Source organism: Aurantiacibacter sp. MUD61 (genome assembly GCF_027912455.1).
GTDB lineage: Bacteria > Pseudomonadota > Alphaproteobacteria > Sphingomonadales > Sphingomonadaceae > Alteraurantiacibacter.
The window spans coordinates 2,791,080-2,817,260 of record NZ_CP115446.1; the positions used below are offsets into that span (position 1 = coordinate 2,791,080).

Annotated in this window: 34 protein-coding genes and 1 tRNA gene; 15 read left to right on the forward strand and 20 right to left on the reverse strand. The window is 61.3% G+C overall.

The window, feature by feature from the left end; translation table 11 throughout:
• Window positions 1-5: 5 nt before the first annotated feature.
• Window positions 6-818 (reverse strand): LD-carboxypeptidase, encoded by an 813-nt coding sequence (locus tag O2N64_RS13475; protein WP_271078097.1) that lies wholly within the window; start codon window positions 816-818, stop codon window positions 6-8.
• A 58-nt stretch (window positions 819-876) separates the two neighbouring features.
• Here O2N64_RS13475 and O2N64_RS13480 point away from each other — a divergent pair, with 58 nt between their 5' ends.
• Window positions 877-2,292, forward strand: a complete 1,416-nt coding sequence (locus O2N64_RS13480; RefSeq protein WP_271078098.1) for a glutamate ligase domain-containing protein — start codon at window positions 877-879, stop codon at window positions 2,290-2,292.
• Window positions 2,293-2,368: 76 nt separating this feature from the next.
• Window positions 2,369-2,668 (forward strand): hypothetical protein, encoded by a 300-nt coding sequence (locus O2N64_RS13485; RefSeq protein WP_271078099.1) that lies wholly within the window; start codon window positions 2,369-2,371, stop codon window positions 2,666-2,668.
• 6 nt (window positions 2,669-2,674) lie between these two features.
• Here the strand turns inward: O2N64_RS13485 and O2N64_RS13490 are convergent, their stop codons facing one another.
• On the reverse strand, window positions 2,675-3,643 hold the full coding sequence (locus O2N64_RS13490; protein ID WP_271078100.1) for a DUF808 domain-containing protein: 969 nt from the start codon (window positions 3,641-3,643) through the stop codon (window positions 2,675-2,677).
• 236 nt (window positions 3,644-3,879) lie between these two features.
• Between O2N64_RS13490 and rpsF the strand changes: the two genes are divergently transcribed.
• The 6 genes from rpsF to O2N64_RS13520 all read left to right on the forward strand — a co-directional run bounded on the left by rpsF (window position 3,880) and on the right by O2N64_RS13520 (window position 8,523).
• Window positions 3,880-4,242, forward strand: coding sequence for a 30S ribosomal protein S6 (rpsF, locus tag O2N64_RS13495; RefSeq protein ID WP_271078101.1), 363 nt, complete (start codon window positions 3,880-3,882; stop codon window positions 4,240-4,242).
• On the forward strand, window positions 4,242-4,466 hold the full coding sequence (rpsR, locus tag O2N64_RS13500; RefSeq protein WP_271078102.1) for a 30S ribosomal protein S18: 225 nt from the start codon (window positions 4,242-4,244) through the stop codon (window positions 4,464-4,466). The genes rpsF and rpsR overlap by 1 nt, the downstream gene beginning before the upstream one ends.
• A gap of 12 nt (window positions 4,467-4,478) precedes the next feature.
• Window positions 4,479-5,153: a 50S ribosomal protein L9 gene (rplI, locus tag O2N64_RS13505; protein ID WP_271078103.1), complete on the forward strand. Its 675-nt coding sequence runs from the start codon at window positions 4,479-4,481 to the stop codon at window positions 5,151-5,153.
• A gap of 107 nt (window positions 5,154-5,260) precedes the next feature.
• The gene (locus O2N64_RS13510; RefSeq protein ID WP_271078104.1) at window positions 5,261-6,409 is read left to right on the forward strand and encodes a hypothetical protein; all 1,149 of its coding nucleotides are present in this window, start codon (window positions 5,261-5,263) and stop codon (window positions 6,407-6,409) included.
• A 130-nt stretch (window positions 6,410-6,539) separates the two neighbouring features.
• Window positions 6,540-7,670, forward strand: a complete 1,131-nt coding sequence (locus O2N64_RS13515) for a serine hydrolase domain-containing protein (protein WP_271078105.1) — start codon at window positions 6,540-6,542, stop codon at window positions 7,668-7,670.
• A gap of 262 nt (window positions 7,671-7,932) precedes the next feature.
• Window positions 7,933-8,523 (forward strand): phosphoribosyl-AMP cyclohydrolase, encoded by a 591-nt coding sequence (locus O2N64_RS13520; RefSeq protein WP_271078106.1) that lies wholly within the window; start codon window positions 7,933-7,935, stop codon window positions 8,521-8,523.
• Between the two features lie 117 nt (window positions 8,524-8,640).
• Here the strand turns inward: O2N64_RS13520 and O2N64_RS13525 are convergent, their stop codons facing one another.
• From O2N64_RS13525 to O2N64_RS13550, 6 genes are read right to left on the reverse strand one after another with little or no spacing between them, the layout of a single operon-like run.
• Window positions 8,641-9,564, reverse strand: coding sequence for an NAD(P)H-binding protein (locus O2N64_RS13525; RefSeq protein ID WP_271078107.1), 924 nt, complete (start codon window positions 9,562-9,564; stop codon window positions 8,641-8,643).
• Window positions 9,561-10,490, reverse strand: a complete 930-nt coding sequence (locus O2N64_RS13530; protein ID WP_271078108.1) for a M23 family metallopeptidase — start codon at window positions 10,488-10,490, stop codon at window positions 9,561-9,563. The genes O2N64_RS13525 and O2N64_RS13530 overlap by 4 nt, the downstream gene beginning before the upstream one ends.
• Window positions 10,490-11,494, reverse strand: coding sequence for a beta-propeller fold lactonase family protein (locus O2N64_RS13535; RefSeq protein ID WP_271078109.1), 1,005 nt, complete (start codon window positions 11,492-11,494; stop codon window positions 10,490-10,492). The genes O2N64_RS13530 and O2N64_RS13535 overlap by 1 nt, the downstream gene beginning before the upstream one ends.
• A gap of 42 nt (window positions 11,495-11,536) precedes the next feature.
• Window positions 11,537-12,298, reverse strand: a complete 762-nt coding sequence (locus tag O2N64_RS13540) for an alpha/beta fold hydrolase (RefSeq protein WP_271078110.1) — start codon at window positions 12,296-12,298, stop codon at window positions 11,537-11,539.
• Entirely contained in the window at window positions 12,298-12,828 is a 531-nt protein-coding gene (locus O2N64_RS13545; protein WP_271078111.1) for a hypothetical protein, read from the reverse strand. The genes O2N64_RS13540 and O2N64_RS13545 overlap by 1 nt, the downstream gene beginning before the upstream one ends.
• 5 nt (window positions 12,829-12,833) lie before the next feature.
• Entirely contained in the window at window positions 12,834-13,859 is a 1,026-nt protein-coding gene (locus O2N64_RS13550) for an aspartate-semialdehyde dehydrogenase (RefSeq protein ID WP_271078112.1), read from the reverse strand.
• Window positions 13,860-14,041: 182 nt separating this feature from the next.
• On the opposite strand from O2N64_RS13550, the gene O2N64_RS13555 reads away from it, so the two are divergent.
• The gene (locus O2N64_RS13555) at window positions 14,042-14,542 is read left to right on the forward strand and encodes a hypothetical protein (protein ID WP_271078113.1); all 501 of its coding nucleotides are present in this window, start codon (window positions 14,042-14,044) and stop codon (window positions 14,540-14,542) included.
• Between the two features lie 81 nt (window positions 14,543-14,623).
• On the opposite strand, the gene rplS is transcribed toward O2N64_RS13555, so the two are convergent.
• From rplS to O2N64_RS13585, 6 genes are all read right to left on the reverse strand, one after another.
• Complete coding sequence (gene rplS / locus O2N64_RS13560) at window positions 14,624-14,989, reverse strand: 50S ribosomal protein L19 (RefSeq protein WP_271078114.1); 366 nt, start codon at window positions 14,987-14,989, stop codon at window positions 14,624-14,626.
• A complete protein-coding gene (gene trmD / locus O2N64_RS13565; RefSeq protein ID WP_271078115.1) occupies window positions 14,986-15,735 on the reverse strand; it encodes a tRNA (guanosine(37)-N1)-methyltransferase TrmD in 750 nt (249 codons plus the stop codon). The genes rplS and trmD overlap by 4 nt, the downstream gene beginning before the upstream one ends.
• Window positions 15,736-15,753: 18 nt before the next feature.
• Window positions 15,754-16,458, reverse strand: a complete 705-nt coding sequence (locus tag O2N64_RS13570) for a DUF5818 domain-containing protein (protein WP_271078116.1) — start codon at window positions 16,456-16,458, stop codon at window positions 15,754-15,756.
• A 109-nt stretch (window positions 16,459-16,567) separates the two neighbouring features.
• Complete coding sequence (locus tag O2N64_RS13575; protein WP_271078117.1) at window positions 16,568-16,927, reverse strand: hypothetical protein; 360 nt, start codon at window positions 16,925-16,927, stop codon at window positions 16,568-16,570.
• Window positions 16,918-17,880 carry a carbon-nitrogen hydrolase family protein gene (locus O2N64_RS13580; RefSeq protein WP_271078118.1) on the reverse strand — a complete coding sequence of 321 codons (963 nt, stop codon included), beginning with the start codon at window positions 17,878-17,880 and terminating at the stop codon, window positions 16,918-16,920. Before O2N64_RS13580 ends, O2N64_RS13575 begins: the two co-directional genes overlap by 10 nt.
• On the reverse strand, window positions 17,877-18,197 hold the full coding sequence (locus O2N64_RS13585; protein ID WP_271078119.1) for a hypothetical protein: 321 nt from the start codon (window positions 18,195-18,197) through the stop codon (window positions 17,877-17,879). Before O2N64_RS13585 ends, O2N64_RS13580 begins: the two co-directional genes overlap by 4 nt.
• 55 nt (window positions 18,198-18,252) lie before the next feature.
• Here O2N64_RS13585 and O2N64_RS13590 point away from each other — a divergent pair, with 55 nt between their 5' ends.
• On the forward strand, window positions 18,253-19,161 hold the full coding sequence (locus O2N64_RS13590; protein ID WP_271079668.1) for an NAD(P)/FAD-dependent oxidoreductase: 909 nt from the start codon (window positions 18,253-18,255) through the stop codon (window positions 19,159-19,161).
• 6 nt (window positions 19,162-19,167) lie between these two features.
• Here the strand turns inward: O2N64_RS13590 and O2N64_RS13595 are convergent, their stop codons facing one another.
• The 6 genes from O2N64_RS13595 to O2N64_RS13620 form a co-directional block, all read right to left on the reverse strand.
• A complete protein-coding gene (locus O2N64_RS13595; protein WP_271078120.1) occupies window positions 19,168-19,581 on the reverse strand; it encodes a hypothetical protein in 414 nt (137 codons plus the stop codon).
• A complete protein-coding gene (rimM, locus tag O2N64_RS13600) occupies window positions 19,578-20,144 on the reverse strand; it encodes a ribosome maturation factor RimM (protein WP_271078121.1) in 567 nt (188 codons plus the stop codon). The genes O2N64_RS13595 and rimM overlap by 4 nt, the downstream gene beginning before the upstream one ends.
• 52 nt (window positions 20,145-20,196) lie before the next feature.
• Complete coding sequence (gene rpsP / locus O2N64_RS13605; protein WP_271078122.1) at window positions 20,197-20,790, reverse strand: 30S ribosomal protein S16; 594 nt, start codon at window positions 20,788-20,790, stop codon at window positions 20,197-20,199.
• 41 nt (window positions 20,791-20,831) lie between these two features.
• A complete protein-coding gene (gene ffh, locus O2N64_RS13610; RefSeq protein ID WP_271078123.1) occupies window positions 20,832-22,295 on the reverse strand; it encodes a signal recognition particle protein in 1,464 nt (487 codons plus the stop codon).
• A gap of 307 nt (window positions 22,296-22,602) precedes the next feature.
• Window positions 22,603-22,678: transfer RNA gene (locus tag O2N64_RS13615), tRNA-Ala, on the reverse strand.
• 76 nt (window positions 22,679-22,754) lie between these two features.
• Window positions 22,755-23,087, reverse strand: a complete 333-nt coding sequence (locus O2N64_RS13620) for a TIGR02300 family protein (protein ID WP_271078124.1) — start codon at window positions 23,085-23,087, stop codon at window positions 22,755-22,757.
• A gap of 147 nt (window positions 23,088-23,234) precedes the next feature.
• Here O2N64_RS13620 and aroA point away from each other — a divergent pair, with 147 nt between their 5' ends.
• The 5 genes from aroA to O2N64_RS13645 are packed head-to-tail and all read left to right on the forward strand — an operon-like array spanning window position 23,235 to window position 26,156.
• Entirely contained in the window at window positions 23,235-24,575 is a 1,341-nt protein-coding gene (aroA, locus tag O2N64_RS13625; protein ID WP_271078125.1) for a 3-phosphoshikimate 1-carboxyvinyltransferase, read from the forward strand.
• Between the two features lie 24 nt (window positions 24,576-24,599).
• Window positions 24,600-25,046 carry a DUF411 domain-containing protein gene (locus O2N64_RS13630; RefSeq protein WP_271078126.1) on the forward strand — a complete coding sequence of 149 codons (447 nt, stop codon included), beginning with the start codon at window positions 24,600-24,602 and terminating at the stop codon, window positions 25,044-25,046.
• Window positions 25,046-25,318 carry a CBU_0592 family membrane protein gene (locus O2N64_RS13635; RefSeq protein WP_271078127.1) on the forward strand — a complete coding sequence of 91 codons (273 nt, stop codon included), beginning with the start codon at window positions 25,046-25,048 and terminating at the stop codon, window positions 25,316-25,318. Before O2N64_RS13630 ends, O2N64_RS13635 begins: the two co-directional genes overlap by 1 nt.
• Window positions 25,315-25,539 carry a hypothetical protein gene (locus O2N64_RS13640; RefSeq protein WP_271078128.1) on the forward strand — a complete coding sequence of 75 codons (225 nt, stop codon included), beginning with the start codon at window positions 25,315-25,317 and terminating at the stop codon, window positions 25,537-25,539. Before O2N64_RS13635 ends, O2N64_RS13640 begins: the two co-directional genes overlap by 4 nt.
• On the forward strand, window positions 25,536-26,156 hold the full coding sequence (locus tag O2N64_RS13645) for a (d)CMP kinase (protein ID WP_271078129.1): 621 nt from the start codon (window positions 25,536-25,538) through the stop codon (window positions 26,154-26,156). Before O2N64_RS13640 ends, O2N64_RS13645 begins: the two co-directional genes overlap by 4 nt.
• The last annotated feature ends 25 nt before the right edge of the window (window positions 26,157-26,181 follow it).

Sequence of the window (26,181 nt, forward strand, 5' to 3'; positions counted from 1 at the left end):
CAATGTTAGCGTCTGCCAAAGGGAACGATTGCATTGGCACTATCGTGCCCGATATCCGCACGGCCGAGATAGGGAATGCCCGCTTTGGCGCACCAGTATCGCGCGATTTCCTCTGCGGTAGAACCGAAAGGCCGGTCATTTTCAGGCACATCGGATAGGCGTCCAAGGCGGATGCCTGCGACACCTTTCAGGTTCTGCGAGACGTGGAAAAACAGCCGGTCGACGGCGTAGAGATGCTCGGCCACTTCCTCCACCAGCACGACGTGATCGGTGAGGTCCGGCATGAGATCGGTGCCGACAAGCATGGCCAGCGTCATCAGATTGAAAGCGACTGTGGGGCGATCGTCGAGGCTGCCTTCCAGCGGGACATCCTGTCCGGATAGATATCTCAGGACGCGGCGCACCGCATCATCGCCGCCTTCGCGCCTGATGTCGCCAGCGAGCGGTCCGTGCACCGGCTTGCCGATGCCGTGCTTGTAAAGAGCGCCGAGCAAATAGCCATTGTCCGAATAGCCGAGGTAAGTCTTCCCACGCGCGGCCTCGCCCAACAGCGGGATTGCATCGCCGGCAATGCGGTTGGAGCCATATCCGCCCATGCCAAACCAGATCGCGTCTATCTCGGGACCGTTCGCGGTCGAGACCAAAGCGTCGAGCCTTGTGGCATCGTCGCCCGCGAAATGGCCGTGCTGCAGGAAGCATTGCGGGTGGAAGTGCAGCTCCACATCGGGGAATTCCGCCTGTGCCAAAGCAAGCACGGCGTCCGCCCGATCACGCAGGATCGGCTTTCCGGGGCACAGGCAGGCAATGCGTGTTGTCATCCACTTACCTCTAACATCCGCTTCACAAAGCGCCACCATCCGCATAGGCACAACCCCCATGAATGATAGCTCCAGCGTGATTGCCCATCCCTATTTCTTCTGCGGCATCGGCGGGTCCGGCATGCTGCCGCTCGCGCAGATCGTGAAAGGTCTTGGCGGCGAAGTGGCCGGGTCGGACCGTAGTTTCGACCAGGGCCGCACGCCCGAGAAATTCGCGGTGCTTGAGCGGCAGGGTTTCCAGCTCTTCCCGCAGGATGGCAGCGGCATCACGTCGGGCGACCAGATCCTGATCGCCTCTGCGGCGATCGAGGATACGGTTCCGGAAATCGCCAAGGCAAAGGAACTTGGTTGCGAGCGCCTCACCCGTGCCGAATTGCTCGCGCGGCTGTTCAACGATGCGCCCTGCTCGCTCGCCGTTGGCGGGACGAGCGGCAAATCGACCACTACCGCCATGCTCGGCTGGATCATGGAAGCGGCGGGCAAGAAGCCCACCATCATGAACGGTGCGGTGATGAAGAATTTCGTCTCCAAGGACCGGCCGTTCGCCAGCGCCATCGTGGGTGACGGCAGCACTTTCGTGTCCGAGGTCGATGAAAGCGATGGTTCCATCGCGCTCTATCGCCCTTCGGTCGCTCTGCTCCTTAACGTGAGTCTCGATCACAAGAGCATGGAAGAACTGCGCGAATTGTTTGGCAATTTCCTCAGCACGGCGGATCGCGGTGTGGTGAATGCGGATGATGTCGAGGCCTTCCGCCTGGTCGCACAGGCGAATGAGCCGCTGACTTTCGGAATTGAGAATAATTGTGCAGCGCTCGGCATTGCAGAAGGCAGTATTGCCGATGGACCGACCAAGCAGGCCGCGCTCGTGGTGGATCGCCGCGATGACAGCGAGCATGCGCTGCGCCTCGCCATGCCCGGGCGGCACAACCTCTCCAATGCCCTCGCCGCGATCGCCGCTGCCAATGCCGCGGGCGTGCCTCTGGCCGCTGCCGTCGCCGCGCTGGCTGACTTCAAGGGCCTTGCCCGGCGCTTCGATATAGTCGGCACAAGCGCGAACGGCGTGACCGTGATCGACGATTTCGGGCACAATCCGGAAAAGGCACGCGCGACGCTGAAGACTCTGAAAAGCCACGAAGGCCGCGTGATCGCTTTCTTCCAGCCGCATGGCTACGGGCCATTGCGCCAGATGGGCCACGAACTCGCCGAAACCTTCGCCGAGGAATTGGACGACACCGATCTCACCGTGCTGTGCGACCCGGTCTATTTCGGCGGCACGGTCGATCGCAGCATCGGCAGCGAGCGGATCATCGACATGATCCATGCCGCGGGCGGAAAGGCCCTGCACATCAACACGCGCGAAGGCTGCGGCGATTTCATCGTCGAGAATGCGAAACCGGGCGACCGCGTGGTCGTCATGGGCGCACGCGACGATACGCTGACCGAATTCGCCGAAGACCTGCTGGCGCGGCTCTAACCGGCGCAGAATAAGCCTTTCGCAAGGTTTTGCAGGGTAAACGGGCGCTTCACCGCAATTTACCGGAGGCCCCAAGGTGCAGAAGAGTTATCGTGAGAGCGGCATCGGCATGTTCGATGCGCATCCCGGCACCTATCTGGTCTCCGCCTATTTCGACGATAACCAGGTCGATCTGATCTACACCAACGTGCTCGGCTGGCAGGTTGGCAAGGATCGCCGCCTCACCCCGATCACCCTCGATCCGCGCGCGGCGGACGAGGATGTGTGGTTTGTCCTCCACCCCGATGGCCGCGTCGAAAGCTCGGACGCGCGCAGCTGGCCAGACAAGGATGCGTGGATTGCGGACGAACGCCGCACCCACCGCGCGGCGGCCTGATCAGGCTTAATGCGTTGCGGTCTCGCCGTGCTCTTCGGTGTGACCGAGGCCCAGCACATTGTGCAACACGAATACGATTATCGCACCCAGCACCAGTCCCAACAGCGCTGAGAGAGTAGCGAAGGTCAGCCAGCCAAGGATGCCGCCGAGCCCGCCAGCGATGGTTTCGACCCAATGCTGCGCGGAATGGATCGCTTCCTCAGGCATCAAAAAGCCCAGCTCGTGCGTGCCGTGGATGATGATCCCGCCACCGACCCAAAGCATGGCCACGGTCCCGATCAGCGAGAGCGCAGTCAGCAGGTGCGGCATGGCGTTGACCAGGCCTCGCCCAAAGCTGCGGCCCGCGTCTGTCCGGCCTTCCTTGGCGAGGTGCAGTCCGACATCGTCCATCTTCACGATCAGCGCCACTGCGCCGTAAACGACGACAGTCACCGCGATCCCGACGATGGCGAGCACGCCTGCCCGCGTCAGCAGCGTTTCAGTCGCAACTTCGCTCAGCGTGATGGCCATGATTTCGGCAGAAAGGATCAGATCGGTGCGGATCGCGCCCTGCACGCGCTCTTTCTCGAACTGCTTGGGATCCTCGATCGGACTTTCCAGGTTCTTGCCGTGCTTCTTACCGCCGAGTTTCTCGAGCACCTTCTCCGCACCTTCGTAACACAGGAAAGCGCCGCCCAGCATCAGGATGGGAATGATTAGCCAAGGCAGGAATTCGCTGAGCAGCAGAGCCGCAGGCAGCAGGATCACAAGTTTGTTGAACAGACTGCCTTTGGTAATCGACCAGATAATCGGCAGCTCTCGCGCGGGCGACAGCCCGGTGACATAGCTGGGCGTCACCGCCGCATCGTCGATCACGACACCAGCGGTCTTGGACCCGGCCCGCCCCGCAGCCGCCGCAATATCATCGACCGAGGCCGACGCGGTCCGCGCAATGATGGAAACATCGTCAAGAAGGGCGGCAAGGCCTGAAGGCATGAAGGAAACTCCCCGTTTCGTAGCTCAACCGTTCCCTGCCCTGCCCGTTCCCCGCTCTCAAGCCCTTTTGACGAGCTTTTCCGCGCTTGCATTTCCCCCGATTCCCGCTATGTGCGCCCCTTCCGCTGGCACCGGGCCGTTCGCCCTGCCGCCGGAAATTCGAAGAAAGCCGGAGGGGCCCCAGCGGAATTCGCCGCAGGAATGCCAGCGATCGGCACAGTATAAGGAAGCGCGACATGGCTCTCTATGAGCATGTATTCCTCGCGCGTCAGGATCTGAGCCAGGCTCAGGTAGACGCGCTCGCCAGCGGCGCCACGGAAATCGTGGAAGCCAACGGCGGTAAGGTCGTGAAGACCGAAACCTGGGGCCTCAAGTCCCTCGCCTACAAGATTGACCGTAACCGCAAGGCGCATTTCGTCATGCTCAACATCGACGGGCCCGGCTCGCTGGTGTCCGAGCTCGAGCGCCAGAACCGGATTAACGAAGACATCATCCGTTGGCTGACCATTGCTGTCGAACAGCATGAAGATGGCCCGTCCGTGATGATGAAGAAGAACGACCGCGACAAGAAGAAGCGGTCTGATCGGGGAGACAATTAATGGCTCGTCCGTTTTACCGTCGTCGCAAGTCCTGCCCGTTCGCGGCCAAGGACGCTCCGCAGATCGATTACAAGGACACGCGCCTGCTGCAGGGCTTCATGTCCGAACGCGGCAAGATCGTGCCGAGCCGTATCACTGCCGTTTCTGCCAAGAAGCAGCGTGAACTGGCCAAGGCCATCAAGCGTGCCCGCCACCTGGGCCTGCTGCCCTACATCGTGAAGTAAGGGAGAAGACTCATGGATATCATTCTCCTCGAACGCGTTGGCGGCCTTGGCTCCATCGGCGATGTGGTCACCGTGAAGGACGGCTACGCCCGTAACTTCCTGCTGCCGCAGAAGAAGGCTCTTCGCGCCAACGAAGCCAACAAGAAGGTCTTCGAAGCCAATCGCGACAAGCTTGAAGCTGAAAACGCCGAAAAGCGTCAGGGCGCCGAAAAGCAGGGCGAAAAGGTCGAAGGAACCGAGATCGTCCTGATCCGTGCCGCATCGAACGCTGGCCAGCTGTATGGCTCGGTCAACGTGCGTGACGTGGCTGCCGGTCTGGTCGACAAGGGCCATGAGATCGACAAGAAGCAGGTCATCATGGGCGCACCGATCAAGACGATCGGCATGTTTGACGTGACCATCCGCCTCCACCCTGAGGTGGAAGTGCTGATCAAGGCCAATGTCGCTCGCTCGGAAGACGAAGCCGAACTGCAGAGCCAGGGCGTGGACATCCTCGCACAGGCTGCTGAAGAAGAAGCCGCTGCAATCGCAGAAGCCGGCTTCCAGCACGAACTCGACCCGGACCGCGAACTGGGCGACCTGCCCACCGCCGAAGGTGAAGAGGTCGAAGCTCCTGCCGATGGCCAGGAAGCCAGCGACATGCAGGCTGAAGCCAACGAAGAAGGCGGCGAAGACAAGGACGCATAAGCGACCTTTCGCTGCACGAAAAACGGGGCGCTGCCAGCGATGGCGGCGCCCCTTTTTGTTGCGCGAATGTCATTGCCTATTAAGCCTTTGCGGTGCAGCCTGCCGCAATGCGGACGGAAATCGACCTCGACGCGGCCTCCAGAGCGGGCATCATCGGTGAAGACACCGCGATTGCGCTGCGCAATTTCCAGGCCCAGCAAGACGGCGTCTCCGCGGCCTCTGCAGAGAAATTCCAGCTGTTTGGCGGCTATGCCGATCTCGTAAGCGCACTGGGCACGGGGCTGGTCCTCGTGGCTATGTGGATGGCGGCTGTCGCGTGGCATAATGATTTGTCAGTCACGATCCTGATCGTACCGATGATCGCCGCTATCGCGTTTATCCTCGCAACACGCGCGGACCTTCGTGCAAGTCCGGCTCTCGGCTTTGTGCTGATGATCGCGTTCCTCGTCAGCTTTGCCACGACCCCACTCGCATTTGCAGAGGTCTTCGATCTGCTTTCGCCTCGGATGACGATAGTGAAGGCCGCTTTGATGGGCGCTGCCACGTTTATTGGAACCGCCATATTCTGGCGAAGCTTCCGCTTTCCGCCGACCTTGGCATTCGCCATATCCGGTTTCTCGCTGATCCTGATCGAAGAGCTGACCAAACAATATCATCGCCGGATGTTTTTCGAGACTGGCGAGACCGCAACTCTCTTTACCACAGACGCCATTCCCGCACTGATTGCGCTCGCGATTGCGCTGGTCACGCTTGTGTGGGCCATTTGGTACGATATCAGCGACGTTCGGCGTGAAACCGAACGCTCCCAGACCGCATTCTGGCTTCACTGCTGCGCCGGCTTCCTACTGACGAGAGCGCTCTTCAGCCTCCTCACGGGGGCAGAGGTCATCAATGACACGCTCGTTCTCACAGGTCTGGAGGCGCATCATGTGCCGTTGCTATTTCTGATGATGTTTGGCGCTGCGTTCATCTCGCTGCTGCTCGACCGGCGATCACTACTCACGGGAGTATTGCTTCCAATTTGCGGCATTTTCGGCAGCCAAGACGGTGCAGTTGCGGCAGGCATGATGATGGCAGGGATCAGCCTGCTCTTCTTCAACTGGGGCTGGGTCCGCATGCGTATCGCCCTGCTGTCTGCGATCCCTGCGAAGCTGGAAGCGCAATTGCCTCGAACGAATCTCGCTTTGCTCGGCCAAAGGCCAACGCGCCGCCATGCTGAGCTTTCTCCTGCAAAACCGGGCGCGCGGCTTCGCTGATCGGGAAACAAAGCTGGCGTTTCTTTTCGGCCAATAGCCAATTCGCAAAGACCAGCAGCATTCCCCATCAACCATAGCTTCGATATGACCACATGAGATTGCTTAGCCAATTTCAGGAATGCCAATCCCCATGATGACGCCACGCATATGTCTCGCCGCCGCATCGGCGCTGGCGCTTGTCGCCTGCACCACTACCCCATCAACGCCTTTGCTCGCAGCACCCGTGCCCGATCAGCAGCTGACGGGTGAGGCTGAGGCGGGCCTTTCCCGCTTGCGCGCATCAGATGGCATTCCGGCTGCGGGCGTTGCCGTGATCCGCTGTTCCTCGCAGGCCAGCGCCGTTGGTGGTGAGCGACGCAGTGATATGCCCGGTGCGATCGCTTCAAACGGATATTTCGCCATCGGTTCCAATGCAAAGTCCGTGCTTGCCACTGCTTTTGCGCGCCTCGCCGATCGCGGCGAGCTGTCGCTTGAACAGACGATTGGCGAGATTTGGCCGGAAGCAGCCACTGCGCATCCTGATAAGGCCGATATCACTTTCGCCCAATTGCTCGGTCATGCGAGCGGCCTCCCCGCATTCGATACCGGAGCAGAGCTGGGCCAACTGCCGGAAATGCCTGCCGACATCCCCGAAGCTTCCCGCGCGGCGGCTCAATGGTTTCTCTCCCAACCGCTGGTCTCGCAGCCGGGCAGCGAAACGCGCTATTCCAATGCCGGTTATGTCATTGCAGGAGAATTGCTCGCTCGCCATCAGGGGATGCCCTTTGCCGAGGTAGTGGCGCGCGAGGTGCTGGCACCACTCGGGATCGAGGGAAGCTACGGCAGGGACCAGCGTCTCGATGCAGGTGACCCCGTCGGTCACACCGCAGGAGAAGACGGCGCCGAACCCTATCTCGATCCGGAGCCGCCCATCCCAGCATGGCTCCAAGCTGCGGGCGGGCTTTCCATGCCGATCGATGATTACGCCACCTATGTCCGCGCGCATTTGTGCGCATTGCAGGGCGAAGGTGCGTTCCTGTCGCAGGAGATGGCTGAGCGGCTTCATACACCCTTGATCGCAGACGGTGCCGCGCTGGGCTGGGGGCGTTTCGAGCTTGGCGGGCACATCACGAGCTTCCACATTGGCGGAACGGGCGACTTCACTGCCTATATGGCGCTGCAACCCGATCGCGACCGCGCTGCTTTGGCAGTCGTAAGTGTTGGCGGTGCTCCGGCAGGCGAGGCGCAAAGCTGGCTGGTCGAGCAGATGAGCGCACCCTGAAACAGGCAGTCAGGCTTGCCGGGACCGATGACTACGTCTTTTGGTCCATTATGTGATGTTATCACTTGTCATTTGTTTCAAATGGAACCATATGCCCTGTTAGCAGGACCGGGCCCCTCTGGCGCAGGCGTAAGCCTTCGTGATGTCGGACTGCATGAGACAGCAGGGGCCGGGGTCATCGCATTCCGCATATTCCGAAACCTGCTCGTGAAACGAGTTCACGCGCGTGCGCCCGCCGCACCGCAGAGTTTTGGAGTTTGAGATGAAGAAGTTCCTGATGGTCCCGATGGTCGGCGCAGCTGCCCTCACCCTTGCCGCTTGTGGCGAAACCGCGACTGGCGATGCAGCCACCGGCGACACCGCCGCCGCCACCGAAACCGCCAACGCGATCACCGCAGCCGACGTAGAAGCTGCGCAGACCGCGTGGGGCGAAGGCATTGTCGCCATCGGCCAGGTCAGCACCGATGGTGGCGACGTGAACGCAGCCGCGACGACCCACATCAACGATTTCTACGGCTATGAAGATGGCATGGACATCCTGTTCAAGCCGACGCTCGCTGCTGAAGACCAGTTCCGCGGCAGCTTCGACGAAGCGCTGAGCTACTTCATCGGTACCGAAGGCACCGAAGATGGCGGCTTCGCGCTCGCCCCTTACACCGCCGTACGCTGGGAAAATGAAGGCACCATCATCGACGAGACTGGCGACACCGCCATGGCGATGGGCAATTACTACTTCACCGGCACCGATGGCAACGAAACCAAGGTCGAATACACTTTCGGCTATGAGCGCAATGACGCCGGCGATCTGGTGATCGTGCTGCACCACAGCTCGCTGCCGTTCTCGGCCCAGTAAACGATTACACGAAAACTGGGCTCCTCCCTCTTCCCTTCCTAGTCTCTCTGACTCGGGGGCCCAGCACACCGAACCCCCGTCGGCCCGATCTTCCCCGATCCGGCTGGCGGGGGTTTACTATTGGGCGCGGAGCAGTTTGGCGTAGTGATCGCGCAGCGTGTCTTCGCCGAATTCGGGCGTGGCGTCGGCGTCGTAAACCTCTCGCTCCTTGTCCCACACCAACATGCTTTCGGTAGCGTAATAGCGCCCGATCCGGGCATATTCCGCCTTAGCTGCGGCGTGCTTGGAGAGCTTGCCGAGCAGGTCAAGCGCGGCGATGGCGCGGTCCATCCATTTGACAGGCACATGCCTGAAACGCGGCTCCTTGCCGAGTAGCTCGAACAGCAATTCACCCTGCGCTTTTGGGGAAATGGCAGGCCCGGGTCCGCCAATGGGAAGCACGCAATTGTGCTTGGCCGGATCACTCAGAGCTGAGACGATAAAGCGCGCCAGATCACCATCGCTGATCGGCTTGCAGCGCGTGAGCTCGCCATCGCCGAACAGCAGGAAGGGCTTGCCACGCTTTACGCGCTGCGCCTGGCCGGAAAGCGACTTGAAGAAGGCGGTCGGGCGGATGATCGTCCAAGTGAGGCCTGACTCCCTGAACGTTGCTTCGGCAGCCAGTTTGGCCGTTTGGAACGCCAGCTTGGGCTTCTGGACGCAAATGGCAGACAGCAGCACCGCATGCCGTACGCCCGCAGTTTGCGCAGCAGCAATGATGTTCTGGTTGAAAATCGCATCGACTTTCCACGCGTCCTCGTGAACACCGGTGCGCGAGGCAATGCATGAGATCACCGCGTCGTAATTCTTGCCGAGGAAGAGGCCGCGCACCGAATTGCTGTCGAGATCGCGCATTCGCTCGACCCGCGCTCCGGGGAATACATCCCTGCCTCCTGCGCGAATGACGCAGGTGGTCTCATAACCCCGCTCGACCAATTCGCGCGCGACTGACTGACCGATCGTGCCGCTTGCGCCGAAAAGGATGACGCTCTTGGCGCTCATTCCCCGTCTTGATCGCTGATGAAAATCTGTCCGGTCAGCGGAAAGCCACCATCGAAGCTGATCGCGACCGGCGTGTTATCCGATTCATCGTATTTCAGCGGACCACGTTCTGCATGAATATGGAGGTGTGGCCCCCTCGTGCGGCCGGACATGCCAATCCGGCCAAGCGGCTGACCGGCTTCGACCTGATCCCCTTCTTCGATCAGAACACTTCCCTGGCGCATGTGGGCGAGGTTGACGGTGATCCCATCGCAATCGAGGCCCACGACATTGCCGGCTGGTCGCTCCTCATCATTTTCTGCGGAGTCTACCAATCCATCGCGCACCCAAATCGCGGTACCACTGCATGGAGCGACAACAGTGCGATCCCAGATTTCGCTGCGGGTAAAGTCTTCGCTGCGTAGATAATCCTGCCACTGGAACATGCCCGAATTGAGAGCCACTATATCGACGGCATAATGTTGCGACGGGTTGCGGGCATGACCTGCCTGCAGTGGCGCAGCGCTTCCACCGCGCGTTACCGCATAGGTGCCAGCTTCTAGCGGAAATTGCATGTCGACGACCTGCTCAGGAGGCTGAGCTGCTGACCACGCTCGCACATTTGTGAAGGCGAAATATGCACCTCCAAGCAGCAATACGATAGACAGGATTACACCAATTGCACCCGGCCTTACCCAAGTCGATCCGCGATGGCGCAGTATTGCGATCAGCGATGCGGTGAGCGCCAAAAGCAAAAGTACAGGAAGCACATAGTAGCTGTAATGATACCAGGGCACGAGATAGAGCGCCGCGATGCTGGCCATCAATGTGTAGAAGACCACCGCAAGCGCGACCCACTTGCTCCGCGCGGGCCTCAACGCCAGCCAGATGGCGGGCAAGGCAACGATTGCGACAATCAGGGCGAGCCAGGCGAAGCCGATCAGCATCAATCGATCACCGCCAAGCCATCGCCGCCCGGTCCGGTGCGAATGCGGCGCAGGACTTCGCCGCTGGCAAAGTCGATCTCGGCGATAGTGTCTGTCGCAGTTTCGGCGGCGTAGAGGCGGCTGCCATCCTCGCTGAAGACCAGCGTTACCTGCACCGCATCACTGCTTCCCGATACGGGGATTGTTCGCACGACTTCATCCGTGGCGGTGTCGATCACCGTCAGGTCTCCGCTGCCGTAATTGCTACTCACCACGAAATCGCCCGAGGGGTGCATGGCGAGGCGGATGGGCACTTGGCCGGTCGGTACTTCGGCCTGCACTTCCAGTGTTTCAGCGTCGAGACGGTAAGCAATGCTGTCCACATTCGAGGATACCCACAGCGTCAGGCCATCGGGCGACAGGGCCAGAGCTTCGATCTGATCGCCGATACGACGACGCAGCACCTCTTGGCGCATATTCAGATCGTAGCGAACAACTTCGCCGGTCGGGATAATGGTGCCGAATCCCAAACCGCGCTCTTGATCTACGGCAATCATGTGCGGTCCGGGTCCCCCACCTCCGATTTCAATCGGCCTCGGCTCGTCGGTTTCCATCGTCTCAACAATATAGAGCGAGCCACGACCTTCTGCCCCGGCGACAACATTGAAGTTCTCGAGCCAGAGCGCACTATGTACCCGCGCTTGTTCGCCTAGCGGAATGTCGGCGATTTGGCGTAGGTCTTCGGTCGCGTAAATCTCGACGGAGCGCCCGGAGTAACACGCTACCATTACCAGCGCGTCATCCGGCGAAACCGTCAGCTCGTGCGGATTCTCGCAGGTATCCGCCCGGTGCGTTTCTTCGCCTGTGGCAAGGTCGATGCGCGAAAGGCTCGCCCCGCGCTTGTTCGCGACGAACAATGTGCCATCACTGCCGTGCGCCGGAGTGACCGGTCCGGGAATGTCCGCAGTCGGTGCGCAGCCAACCAGAAGTACAGCTAGCGAAATTCCGGATAGTTTTGCGAACATGCCGTCCCCCCAGAAGCGTCTAGAAGGTGGGATTGTGCCCTATCACTCTTCCAAAAGGAAGCGGGCGATTTCTTCGCCGAGTTCTGGCTTCAGGACGCAGCTCATATGGGTGCCCGGAATCGTCTCGACACGCGCGTCGGGAAGCGCTTCGGCCAATCGCTCGGGCGAGCCATTGTCTCGATCATCCTCGCCGATCAGCACCAGCGTCGGCATGGTGATTTTCGCGAGTTCAGCCTCATTGATGTTGTCCACGCCGTTCACCAGCAAATGTCGCGCGGCGACAGGATCGATGCCCTGCGTTTTCATGAAACTTTTCGCAATGAAGCGCGGGTCGCCATGTTTGATCTCGTCGAAATGGTCGATCATGTCGATGAAGAATGCGGTGCGCTTCTGCCAATTGGTCAGGCCTTCCAGCCCCATGCCCGTGACGATCAGCCGCCGCGGAGTAAGCCCCGCGATAACCGCGCTGATTGCCGTGCGAGAGCCAAGCGAGAACCCGACAAGATCGTAATCCACCAGTCCCAGCTGCTCGACGACGCTGAATGCATCCTTCACCAGCACGCCTGACGGATAGGCGGAAGCATCCGTCGGCGCATCGCTGTGCCCGTGCACACGCCAGTCCGGCATGATCGCCTCAAAGCCCTGCTCCGCCAGATGCGCAGCGTGACCGTATTTGATCCAGTTGACGTTCGCATCCGAGAACAGGCCGTGCAGCAGCAGGACAGGCCGTCCTTCTCCCATACGGTGCACCGCCATGCGCGTGCCGTCGAAGCTCTCGATGAATTGCGTGTTCAGTTCGGTCATCAGCGGGCGATGCAGTTTTCACCTGCGTAGAGCGCGCGCACTTCATCATCCACGAAGACACCGCCGATGGAATTTTCTGGATCGGTGCCAATCATGAATTCGCCATCGATGGTGCTGTCTTCCATCATGCTCACCTGCGGGTCGGCAAGCATTTCCTCGCGGCTCAATTCGGGCACATAGGGCGCGTTGGCGGTGTAGCCGACAAACTGGTCATCGCGGAAGTTGAGCGTCAGCCCTTCAAACGAAGTCGAGGTCAGGCCGCAATCATTCTCACTGTTTTCGCCCACTACGTCGCCAACGATATTGGCAAGCGTCGTTTCGGTCGCTTCGCGCATCGAGCCGAACGGCACTTCAAGCTGCTCAAACCCGGCCTGCGGGGGAATGATGATGCCGGTAGCCTGAAGATCGAGCGTCGCATTTTCCAGCGGCTCCGGTCCCTCCGGCGCGAGTGCTTCGCCATCACCACCGGGCGCATCTCCGTTGCACGCGGCAAGCATCAGCGGAAGGGCGAGAAGAGCGAAGTGGCGCATGGCAATTATCCCTTTTGCAAATGGCGACGGCCGAGCAGTTCTGCGATCTGCACGGCGTTCAATGCCGCACCTTTACGCAAATTGTCGGAAACGCACCACAGGACAAGACCGTTATCGACGGTCGGGTCTTCACGCACGCGGCTGACATAGGTTGCGCCATCGCCAGCGGCTTCGACCGGGGTCACGTATCCGCCGTCTTCGCGCTTATCGACGAGCATGATGCCCGGCGCTTCCCGCAGGATGTCCTGCGCCGCCTCTGCCGAAAGCTCTTCCTCGAATTCGATATTCACCGCTTCGGAATGGCCGACGAAGACGGGCACGCGCACGCAAGTTGCGTTCAGCTTGATCTTCGGGTCGAGGATCTTCTTGGTCTCGACCACCATTTTCCATTCTTCCTTGGTGGCGCCATCATCCATGAACACATCGATGTGCGGGATGACGTTGAAGGCGATCTGCTTGGTGAACTTGGCAGGCTCCACCTGGTCGCCCACGAAGATTGCGCGGCTCTGCTCAAACAGCTCGTCCATGCCCTGCTTGCCCGCGCCCGAAACCGACTGGTAGGTCGACACGACCACGCGCTTGATCTTGGCCGCCTTATGCAGCGGGGCGAGCGCCACAACCAGCTGCGCGGTCGAGCAGTTGGGATTGGCGATGATGTTCTTCGCTGTGTAGCCATCGATCGCATCGGGGTTCACCTCCGGCACGATCAGCGGCACATCGGGATCCATGCGATAGAGCGAGGAATTGTCGATCACCACGCAGCCCGCAGCCGCTGCCTTGGGCGCATAGGTCTTGGTCGCTTCGCTACCGCAGGCGAACAGAGCCATATCCCAGCCGGAAAAGTCGAAATGCTCGAGGTTCTTGCATTTGACCATTTTGCCGCTGTCGCCGACTTCCACTTCCATGCCGGTCGAGCGGCCCGATGCCACTGCCGCCACTTCATCCATCGGGAATTCGCGCTCTGCCAGGATGGCGAGCATTTCGCGCCCGACATTTCCCGTCGCGCCGACAACTGCAACCCGGTAACCCATGATAATCTTGCTCCGTCAAATACTGTGCCTGCTGCCTAGCGACTGTGTTCGCAGGTGCAACAGCAAAGGTGTTTTCGTGCCGTGAAGCTAATCTACTTCGGGACAGGCAATTTGTCGGCAATTGCCAATCCGATTTCAGATGCTAGGCTTCGTCTTCAATTCAGGGGCATCAAGGGGGCTTCATGCGTAAATCACTGACAACAATCGTTTTGGCGGCAGGCCTTGCCGCTATTTCCGCACCGGCAGCGGCGCAAGCCGTGCCGACATCGCTACGCCTGCTGGTGGAGGATACGACCGCCACATCCAACGCATGCGGCGTCACCAGCCAGCGCCTGATGCAGGAGCTGCGCACGAACCTTCGCACGCACGGCATTCGCGAGGCCGCGAGCGACGATTTCAACGCGCCTATCCTCTATGCGCGCACCAATGTGGATGAGAACCAGGACCTGTGCTTCGGCAGCATCGAAGTGCGCATCCAGACCTATGACTACATGCCGATCCTGACGACGCCCAACCGGCTGTTCGGATCGCTGGTCTATTGCAATTCGGCCGAGGTATTCTCGGAGCCGGACCGTATTTCGGCATTCACCGAGATCGTGCGCGATCACGTGCGGCTCTGCCTCGACGATGTGCGCGGCCGGGCGGAAACCAATACGGGCGGACCAGTTCGCAGCGACAAATAATCCGCAGCGATACATAAAACGAAAGGGGCGGCTTCCCGATCAGGAAACCGCCCCTTGTTTGACTCGCTTTGAGAGAGTGGCTTACTTGGCCACGTTCTCCCGGCGCTCGGCGATACGGGCGCTCTTACCGGTACGGCCACGCAGATAGTACAGCTTGGCGCGACGCACGATACCGCGGCGAACCACGGTGATGTTGTCGACGATCGGCGAGTACAGCGGGAACACACGTTCCACGCCTTCGCCGAAGCTGATCTTGCGCACGGTGAAGTTGCTGCCCATGCCGCGGTTGGAGCGGGCGATGCACACGCCTTCGAAATTCTGAACGCGTTCGCGGTTGCCTTCCTTCACCTTCACGCCGACACGCAGGGTATCGCCGGGGCGGAAGTCCGGAACGTCCTTGCCGAGAGCTTCAATGGCTTCGGCTTCTAGAGTCTGGATCAGGTTCACTGGTCCGTTTCCTTCTTTTTCCGCTGCACGCCAGAGGCAGGCTGGACCGGAGCGCCACCATGGCGTTCCCATAAATCCGGCCTGCGTAACCGAGTATCGTCTTCCGCGCGGTCTTTCCTCCACGCGGCGATTTTCGCATGATCCCCCGATCGCAGCACTTCAGGGATCGTGCGCCCCTCCCATTCCTGAGGTCGGGTATATTGCGGGTATTCGAGCAAACCGTCCTCGAACGATTCCTCAGTCCCACTAGAAGCCGCGCCCATTACCCCCGGAAGCAGCCGAATGCAAGCATCGAGTATGGCGAGCGCAGCAGGTTCTCCGCCGGAGAGCACGATGTCCGCAAGGCTGACCTGCTCGATCTCTGGGCGCGCTTCGAACACGCGCTCGTCGAACCCTTCGAACCGGCCGCACAGCATGATGACACCAGGGCCGCTGGCGATCTCGCGAATGCGTTGTTGCGTGATCGGCTTCCCGCGCGGCGTCATGGCGAGGATCGGCGTTTTCGGCTGGCGCGCAATGGCATGATCGACCGCCGCGCCAAGGACGTCGGCCTTCAGCACCATTCCCGCGCCGCCACCAGCTGGCGTGTCGTCGACTGTGCGGTGCTTGTCAGTCGCGAAATCGCGGATCTGGATCGTGTCGCACGACCACTTCTGCTCCTCCAGCGCCCGCCCCGCGAGCGAAATGCGCAACGGCCCGGGAAACATCTCCGGATAGAGCGTAAGAATGGTGGCGGCGAAGGTCATTGCCCTTGCCCTAGCGCGTCAGGCGCATTTCACAAACACAACTCCATCACCGGTGATCGTCGCGCTGCCTATGGTGACCGGATCGTATGCGGCGTCGGTCGCGGGGCGTAGGATGGCAAGGCCGTCGGGCCCGCGCGCTTCAAGCGGTAGGTCGTCCATCGGCTCGTCGAGGTCCAGGCGCGGATACTGGTCGAGGATTACCAAAGCGCTGTTGTCATGATTGCCGATCTCGCCGTTCAGCACCGTCCCGCCGGAGGTCGTCCTGATGCGGAAATCCGGATCGTCGCAATCGGCATTCACACCCCTGGCGACCCAGCTGCCCACGACATATTCACGTGTCAGCGCGACGCCTCCCGCACGGGCCGGATCGCGGTCTCGTGCCGGAGGTTCGATCGCGTCGATCCGCTGCGGGATCAGCGTGCCCTCGCCTTCCATGCAGAAACTCGCGTCTGCGATCTCGCCCGTCAGACGGATATAATCGCCCGACCCGAAATCGGCCTCACCGAAATTGACGGACCAGACTTTGCCGTCGGGCGTGCGGACGGTGTCGCATTCGGTGCCAGCCTCGACCCGACCCTCTACGGTAACGAGGCGAGGCTCGCCAACGGGGCGCGTTGCGGTAGCGTCGTCGGTCTCGGGGTCTGCGGGAGGTGCGGCGTTTTCAGGTCCGTCCGCACAGGCAGAAACGGCAAGGACGGCGAGGCATGTCGGAAATAATCTCATGGAGAATCAACGCGCGAAGCGGCGCTGGTTCCGAATTTTTAGAGCAGTTCCTCAGCCAGCGGCCCGGGAAACATCGCCGGACAGAGCGTAGGGATGGTGGCGGCAAAGGTCATTCGAACACCTTTGCATCGAGCTCTTTCTTCAAACGCCGCTTTTCGATGAATTCTGCGGCCCGCCCCTGAAACAGCAGTATGAGGACGAGGCAGCCGCAGAAAATCCAAAATGCTTCGTACAAAGCCGCCAGATAAGGGAGGCCGGCGGCAGGGCTATCTTCGATTTCGATTTCGCCCCAACGAAGCTCGAGGGTCATGAATGCGAAGGTGGGAGCCACACCGAACAGCGACAAGACTGCGTAGGTCCGCGCTGCCTCGACTTTCCGGCAAAGCCATGACCAAAACACGATCAAGACGAGGGAAATCAGAGGAATACTGATGAGAACAAAAGGAATCCCCCTTAGGTCTATTGCCATAAAACTCCATCCTTCGCCCGCGTATCCACGCTCAATTCAAACACATCGGGCCGCGAGTAGTGGCCGTCGGTGTCGAGGCTTGCGAGGCCTTCGTCGCGTAGGGACAGGTCGAGTTCGGCGAATAACGTCTCCTCGCCCTCGCCCGCTTGCGCGACAACGCTCGCATCAGGCGCGGCGATCAGCGAGCCGCCGCGGTTTATGACGTCCACCTCGATCGCTTCGATCAGTTCGCGGCCCTCATCGCTGCCACCGGCCCGCTCCAGCCCGTCGAATACGTCGTCCTTCGTCTGCACCAGCCCAGCCGCGAGCACGAAGCAGCGGCCTTCCATTGCGTAGTGGCGGCTGGCGATGGCGTAGCTTTCGCGCACGGTCGGCCAGGCGGCGACGTGGACGCTTTCTCCGAGGTTGTGCATCGCCGCGCGCGCCAGCGGCATCCAGTGCTCCCAGCAAATCAGCGAGCCGACATTGCCCCATTCGGCCTGGTGCACGCCGAGTGTCGATCCGTCGCCGCGCATCCACACCAGCCGCTCGCCATGGGTGGGCACCAGCTTGCGATGGTCGAGCACCGGCAGGCCGGGGCGGAAGGTCAGCTGGTTGTTGTAGAGGCTCGAGCGCACCCGCTCATGCGCGCCGATGGAAATCACCGCACCGCTTTCATCGGCGAGTTCCTGCAAGGGCAGCAGCCGCTCGTCGTTCGCCACCACGGCGTTTTCAAGCAGGATGCGGTGCAGCGCCTTGCTGCCCGGATGATCCCACAGCGCCGCGCCCGGAGCCTCGTCCAGCCACATCGGGTATCCGCCGAGAAATGTCTCACCAAAGGCAACGAGCTGCGCGCCGTCAGCAATAGCTGCACGGGTCAGCCGCACGGCCTTCTCGATCCCGTCCGAGATCGCGAGCGGCACCGGCGCGGCCTGGCAGATGGCGACCTGGAGAATTCTCGGGGATTTCGTCATGCGCGCCTTCCCGCCCAAAGGGCTGCCACGAAACAGGCGATGACGATCATCATGACAAAAGGAAAACCGTAAATCAGTATGGCCAGGGGGCTCATAAAGCCCTCCTCGCTGCCGGATGCCTCGTAGCGGGCGAGGTCAATTTCATGCCAGACATACAGAGCCAGCACTATCACCGAGATCGGCATCAATGTTCCGATAGCGATACCTATTGCACGGGGCCAACCCCGCTTTTGCAGCCTCCGCACAAGCACTATTGCCAGCCCGGCCGCACCGGCGAGGATAATCGCGAATACCCCAAGGACGATAGCTTGCTCCATGCAGGAGGGCCTAGCGCCCGGCGCAACGCTTTTCCATCCCGCGCGTTGGATCGGAATGGACGATTGCATCATCGTGGGTGGTGGGCCCGCCGGGCTGACCGCCGCGATCTATCTTGCGCGCTATCACCTCTCGGTCCGCCTGTTCGACTGCGGGACCAGCCGCGCGGCGCTGATCCCGTGCACACACAACCATGCCGGCTATCCGGATGGCATCGCGGGCACCGACCTGCTCAACCGCATGCAAGGGCAGGCACGCAAATATGGCGTCGTCCGAGAGGAGAAGCAGGTCGTCTTGCTGTCGCACGAAGAGGACGGGTTCGAGGTGCGCACCGACAAGGGGACCTTCGGAGCGCGCACCGTCCTGCTGGCGACCGGCGTGTTCAATCGCCACCCGCCCGGCATGGGGGACGACTTGCACAATGCGGCGCTGGCGAAAGGCCTGCTGCGCTATTGCCCCGTTTGCGATGGCTACGAAGTCACCGACAAGCGCGTCGGGATTATCGGCACAGGCGATCATGGCACGGCAGAGGCGGTGTTCCTGCGCAGCTATACCAAAGACCTCACGCTAATCTCCCCCACCCACGACCACGAGCTTGACGATGACTGTGTGAGCGAGCTGGACGAAGCGGGCATTGTGCGGGTCGATGGCCCTTGCGGCCAGTACGAAATCCGCGGTGGGCGGCTGGCGGTCGAAACCGCGCAGGGCTGGCAGGAATTCGACAGCGTCTATCCCGCGTTAGGGAGCGACATCCGATCCGACCTGGCTGTGATGGCGGGAGCGAAATGTAGCGAGAGCGGCTGCGTGGTAGTGGACGATCACCAGCGCACCAGCGTTCCCGGCCTATTCGCGGCAGGCGATGTGGTGAAAGGTCTCGACCAGATCAGCCACGCGATGGGCATGGCGGGCGTCGCCAGCACCACGATCCGCAACGAACTCGCCGAAGCGCGCCCGCTGCGGCGTTGACCGCGGTCAGGCGAATGTGTCGACCGGCGTCCCTTGTTTGCGCGCATAGCGGCGCGCAAGCCAGCGGGAAGTGAGACGTGCGGAAAGCACTCCGGCAGCCGCCACAATCAAGAAAATGCCATAGGCGCGCATTGGCAGATCGCCGATTGCGTCGATCAAGCGCCCTAGTTCAAAACCCTGCCGCCGACTCATCGAATAAGTGAGTAGACAGAGCAGAATGGTCAAGGGCGCAAGGCCAGCTAGCACGACACGCAGTCCAATGGCTGCCTGCTTCCCGCAACGGTGGAGCACCGCCGCCAGCAGGAAAGCGATTACGGCTGCGGCAAGCGCGAGGGCACCCGTCCCGAGAAGAATTTCCGCCAGCGGCGGCTCGCTTGGAACAGATGGGCCGACATCAACCGTGATCGGCGGCCTGCTCATTCCTCGATAAAATCCTCAGACACGACCAACCGCTCCGTATTCCATTCTGGCACGGCCTCCTTGCGCATCGGTACCATGAATTTCTTGCCCGCCTTCGGGCCGGTTGTGCGGGCGATTTCCACGACGTCGGCAGCGCCGTAATTCTGCACCGCGATCACTTCTCCGATCTCCTCGCCCGCTTCGGATACGGCGGTGAGGCCGATGAGATCGACGTAATAATACTCGTCCTCTTCCAGTGGCGGAAGAGCATCGCGGGAGACCGTCAGCGTGGTGCCGCGCAATTTTTCGGCAGCAGTGCGATCGGTGATCTCGGCGAAACGCGCGATTGCGCCGCCTTTGTTATCGTCTCGCACTTTCTTGAGCGAAAGCGTGCCCTCGCCTTTTCCAAGACCGAGGGACTTTTGCTGCTTCAGCGCGGATATTCCGTCGCCGAACAGCTTCAACCGGACTTCGCCCGCCACACCATGCGCGCCAGTGATGGCGGCCAGTGTGATGGGTTTGTCTCGCGAGTCCCCCTCCCGCTTGCGGGAGGGGTTAGGGGTGGGCCTGGTGGAGCGCGTCATTTAAATACGCGCCCACCCCCGGCCCCTCCCGCAGGCGGGAGGGGAGAAGACATCAGTCCTCTTTCTTCTCTTCGGTGGCCGAATCGTCGGCCTTTTCGTTCGGCTCACCAGCTTCTGCGGTCTGCTCGGCAATGGCCGTTTCGTCTGCAGCGGTGTCGCCTTCGTTCTCGACAGCGTCAGCCACGGCTTCAGCGGTCTCTTCGGTCTTCACAGAGCCGGTTGCATCGTTTTCGGCTGCATCGTCAGCAGCAGGCGCTTCGGCAGCAGCCTTGGCTTCTTCGTCGGCAGCCTTCTTGGCTTCCTCGGCTTCGGCAGCCTTGGCAGCCTTTTCTTCAGCGCGTTCCTTGGCAGCTTCGCCCGGCTCACCCTTCTTCGGGTTGTTGCGTGCAGGACGCTCCATGATGCCGGCAGCATCGAGGAAGCGGAGAACACGGTCGGACGGCTGTGCGCCGACGCCCAGCCAGTACTTGATGCGCTCTTCGTTCAGGTTGACGCGGTTTTCGTCATCCTTGGCGAGCATCGGGTTGTAGGTGCCGAGTTGCTCGAGATACTTGCCGTCACGGGCACGGCGGCTGTCAGCAGCCACGATGCGGTAGTAAGGACGCTTCTTTGCGCCGCCACGGGAGAGGCGAATTGCGATTGCCATGATAGATTACCTTTCGAAATTAAACTTTTGATTTGATGTAATTACTTCTTGTTCAACAAATTCTGGAGATCGGGCGGAAGACCGCCTGCACCGCCTCCGGGAAGGCCGGGCATACCACCTGGCGCGCCGCCGCCGCCCATGCCGGGCATGCCGCCACCACCGAACATTGCGGCAAGGCCTTTCAGCCCGCCCATTTTCTTGATCTGCTTCATCGCGCGGCCCATTTCCTGATGCATCTTGAGGATCTTGTTCACCTCCTGCACCGAAGTGCCGCTGCCTGCCGCAACGCGCTTCTTGCGCTTGGCATTGAGCAGCTGCGGATGGGCGCGCTCTTTCTTGGTCATGGAGCCGATGATGGCGTCCATGTGCAGCAGCACCTTGTCATCCATATCGGCATTGGCCATCGCGGCCTTGGCCTTCTTCATGCCCGGCATCATGCCTGCGAGCATGCCGAGCCCACCCATATTCTGCATCTGCTGAAGCTGTTTGCGCAGGTCGTTCATGTCGAACTTGCCTGCCATCATCTTCTTGGCGAGCTCTTCGGCGTCTTCCGCCTTGATCGTTTCGGCGGCCTTTTCGACCAAAGAGACGACATCGCCCATACCAAGGATACGGTCGGCCACGCGCGCCGGGTGGAAGCGTTCGATCGCGTCGAGCTTTTCGCCGGTACCCGCAAACTTGATCGGCTTGCCGGTGACGGCGCGCATCGACAGCGCAGCACCGCCGCGGGCATCGCCATCCATGCGGGTGAGGACGACGCCGGTCAGCGGGACTTCATCGGTGAAGCTCTGCGCGACATTGACCGCGTCCTGACCCGTCAGCGCGTCGACTACCAAAAGCACTTCGGCCGGATCGGCAGCGCCCGCGACGGCTTTCATTTCGGCCATCAACGCTTCGTCAACATGCAGTCGGCCCGCGGTGTCGAGCAGCAGCACGTCGATATTCTGCAGCTTGGCCGCATTGAGGGCGCGCTTGGCGATATCGACCGGCTGCTGCCCCGGAACGATGGGCAGCGTTGCCACGTCGGCCTGCTCACCCAGAACGGCGAGCTGTTCCTGCGCTGCCGGACGGTTGACGTCGAGCGAGGCCATCATGGCCTTCTTGCCCTCTTTTTCCTTCAGCAGCTTGGCGATCTTGGCAGTGCTGGTGGTTTTACCCGAACCCTGCAGACCGACCATCATGATAACCGCAGGCGGCGTAACCGCGAGATTGAGCGGCGTTGCTTCACCGTCCGAATCCTCGCCGCCGAGCATGTCGATCAGCTCGTCATTGACGATCTTGATGACCTGCTGGCCGGGCGTGACCGACCTTACGACTTCCTGGCCGATGGCGCGTTCGGTGACGCGCTCGATGAACTGGCGGGCGACGGGCAGAGCAACGTCTGCCTCCAGCAATGCGACGCGCACTTCGCGCATGGCATCGCGCACGTCCTGTTCGCTCAATGCCCCGCGCCCGCGCAGGCGGTCGAAAACATTGGTCAAACGATCAGACAGCGTATCAAACATGCGCGTCGTAACTCCTCAATTTGTCGTCCCGCCACCCGATATGGGAAGCAATACGCCAAATGCCAAAAACGCCGGCGGACGAAAACTCGTCGGCCAGCGTGAGCACCTCAATGCGAGGGCCCGCCAAATCACACGCCTCATTACAAGGCTATAGCAACTAAAAACCCATTTCGTCGATTTGTGGCATTGGGCGCCAGCGAAAATGGTGGGATCGGAGAACCGGAGCGGAGCGGCCATTAAGGCCGTGAGCACCGGAAGCGCACGAAACCACCATTTGCAGCAAGCCCACGGCCACAAGGCGATGAAATGGTGGAGCCTAGCGGGATCGAACCGCTGACCTCAACACTGCCAGTGTTGCGCTCTCCCAGCTGAGCTAAGGCCCCGAACCAATTCTGTATGCGCCCCGAAGGACGCGGAGTGGCCCTTTATGAAATGACCGCTCCTGACGCAAGAACAAACTTAATTCTCGTCGTCTTCCTTACCGGTATCACCGGTGTCGACGCCCAGATCATCATCGCCGCCGAGGTCGACATCGTTGTCGGGCGAATCATCGTCCTCGTCGATATCTTCCAGATCGTCATCGGCGAGATCGGAATCCGCTTCTTTCTCGTCGTCCTTCTTCTTCTTGTCCTGCTCATCGAACGGGATCGGCTGCTTGGACTTGAGCACCGGCTCCGGCGTCCATTCATTGCCGCATTCGATGCAGGTTACCGGGTCTTCATTGCCCAGGTCGTAAAAGCGTTCACCGCATTTGGGGCAGGTGCGCTTGGTGCCCCATTCTGGCTTGACCATTGTCTATGTCCTTAATCCATCCGGAGTGACTTCCGGGAAAATTCGTATGCGATCCGCGTTTGCCGAGGAATCGCGAGCGGGCGCGCCTTGCCATAGGCCCATGCCACTGTCAAAGCCGCGCGTGCAGTCAGCCAAATAGGATCACCGGTGAGCCATTCCAACCCGCCCTCCCCGAAACGCTTCAAAAGCAGCGGCGCACTGACCGGGCGGATAGCCGTTCCGGGCGACAAATCGATCAGCCACCGCTCGCTTATGTTGGGCGCGCTGGCGGTCGGTGAAACGCGGGTGAGCGGCTTGCTGGAAGGCGAGGATGTCCTCTCCACCGCTGCCGCCATGCGGGCAATGGGCGCGACGATCCATCGCGGCGATGACGGCACTTGGAGCATTCACGGTGTCGGCGTTGGCTCGCTGCTGCAGCCGGAGCAGGCGCTCGACATGGGCAATAGCGGCACCAGCACGCGGCTGCTGATGGGCCTTGTCGCGAGCCATCCGATCCGCGCGGTGTTCACTGGCGATGCGAGCCTTTCCAAGCGCCCGATGGGCCGTGTGATCACACCGCTCAGCCAGATGGGCGCGAGTTTCGAGGCATCGCCTGGAGGCACGCTTCCGCTGATGCTGCGCGGTATCTCGCCCGCCGTGCCGATCACTTATCGCCTGCCCGTCGCTTCAGCCCAGGTGAAGAGCGCAGTCCTGCTCGCTGGCCTCAATACCGCCGGCATCACCCGTGTGATCGAGCCGGTCCCCACCCGCGACCATTCCGAACGCATGCTGCGCGGGTTCGGCGCGAAGCTGCACGTGGGCGAAGAGAACGGGGAGCGCATTATCGAGATCCACGGCGAAGCGGACCTTCAGCCACAAACCATCACCGTACCCGGCGATCCCTCCTCCGCCGCTTTCTTCACCGCCGCCGCGCTGCTGGTGCCGGGAAGCGACCTCGTGATCGAAAATGTCGGCCTCAACCCCACCCGCGCCGCGCTTTTCGATGTGCTGCGCGATATGGGCGGACATATCGAGGAGCTGGACCGGCGCGAAGTTGGCGGCGAACCGGTGGCCGACCTGCGCGTCAGGCACTCGGCGCTCACCGGGATCGAGGTCGATCCGGCAGTCGTTCCCGCCATGGTCGATGAATTCCCGATCCTCTTCGTCGCTGCATCGCTCGCACAAGGCACCACCACCACGCGCGGGCTCGAGGAATTGCGAGTCAAGGAAAGCGACCGCCTCGCTGCGATGGCCGCCGCGCTCAAGCTGGCAGGGGCGAAGGTGGAGGAATATGGCGATGGCCTCGTGATTGAGGGCACCGGCGGCGATCCCCTGCCCGGCACGGCAGACGGCGTTGCCATCACCACTCATCTCGACCACCGCATCTCCATGAGCATGGCCGTGGCAGGCCTCGCCAGCGACAATGGTGTAAAAGTGGACGACACGGCACCGATTGCGACAAGCTTTCCCACCTTTGAATCGCTGCTCGCAGTCGCTACCTCTGGCTGAACGCAACTCTATCGGAGCGCCCCAATGATCCGCAGCTTTATCGCCCCCGCCCTTCTTGCGCTCGCTGGCTGTTCCAGCGCGGTGCAGGCCGCGACTTACGAGATGTTCCGCGATCCCAATTGCGGATGCTGCGAGCATTGGGCCGATCACGTGCGCACCGAGAACGAAGTGACGATCAGCGAAGTCGAAACCGCGCAGATGCAAGAGGTGAAAACATCCTACGGCGTGCCGCAGGACCTCTGGAGCTGCCACACCATGCTCGTCGATGGCTATGTGATCGAAGGTCACGTCCCCGCCGAACAGATCGCCCGCCTGCTGGAAGAGCGCCCCGCCGGTGTGCGCGGGCTCGCAGTGCCGGGAATGCCGATCGGCTCCCCCGGCATGGAAATGGGCGACCGGGTGGACGCCTATGATGTCATCGCCTTCACCGACACTGGCGAGCGTTATGTCTTCGCGAGCTACGGCGCGTAGTGACCACTCCGCTCGACATCTTTTCGATCATCGGTTTCTTCGGCACCGCCTGCATCATCGGGGCGTATTTCTACCTGACCGCGGTGGAGAAGCCGAACCCGTGGGTTCTGCACGGCACGAATTTGACCGGTGCGGTGCTGCTGACAATCAGCCTGATCGTGCATACCAATTGGCCGAGCCTGGTGCTCGAAGGATTTTGGGCGGCGATCGCGCTTTGGGGGCTTTGGAAGGCGTGGCGGATCAAGTCCAGAGCGGGAGCAAAGAATATATGATACGCCAAGCGATGGGAATTTTCGTCGCGATTGTCGCGGTGAGCTTTGGCTATTTCCTGCTCGATGCCGGTCAGCTGCCGGAACCGCGCAATGCACTGCTCGCCATCGGGTTCGCTGCCATGGCGGCTCCTGCGATAGCGTTCTACTGGAAGAAGCAGCGCGAATGGCGCGAACAGGTCATCGCCCGCGCGTATGCCCGCCAACTGGACGAAAACCCATGATCATCGCCGTCGACGGACCCACAGCCAGCGGCAAAGGCACGATCGCCAAGGCCCTCGCCGCGCATTTCGGCCTACCGCATCTCGACACCGGGCTGCTGTACCGCGCCGTCGGACGACAGGTCGCGCTCAATGGCGGTGATCCGGATTCGCCCGAGGATGCACTCGCGGCGACCGACTTTCCCGATGCACTGCTCGATGATCCGGAATTGCGCAATGAAGCGACCGGCGCGCTCGCCAGTCGGGTTTCGATCCATCCGGGCGTTCGCGCGGCCTTGTTCGAGCGGCAGCGGGCTTTCGCGACACAGCCGGGCGGCGCAGTGCTCGACGGGCGCGATATCGGCACGGTGATCGCGCCGGAGGCCGAGGTGAAGCTTTATGTCACCGCCACCACCGAAGTGCGCGCGCGCCGCCGCTACGATGAAATGGTGGCGAGTGGCCGCGAGGCGTCTCTGCCTGCGATGATCGCCGATCTCGAAGCGCGCGATGCGCGTGACAGCGGTCGCAAGGACGCGCCGCTCACCGTGGCCGAAGGCGCGCTGGTGATCGACACGACTGCGCTAGGCAGGGATGAGGCGATTGCGGCTGCTATTGAGGCTGTTGAGTCGGCTGGGCAATAAGGCCTACCGTTCGTCCTGAGCTTGT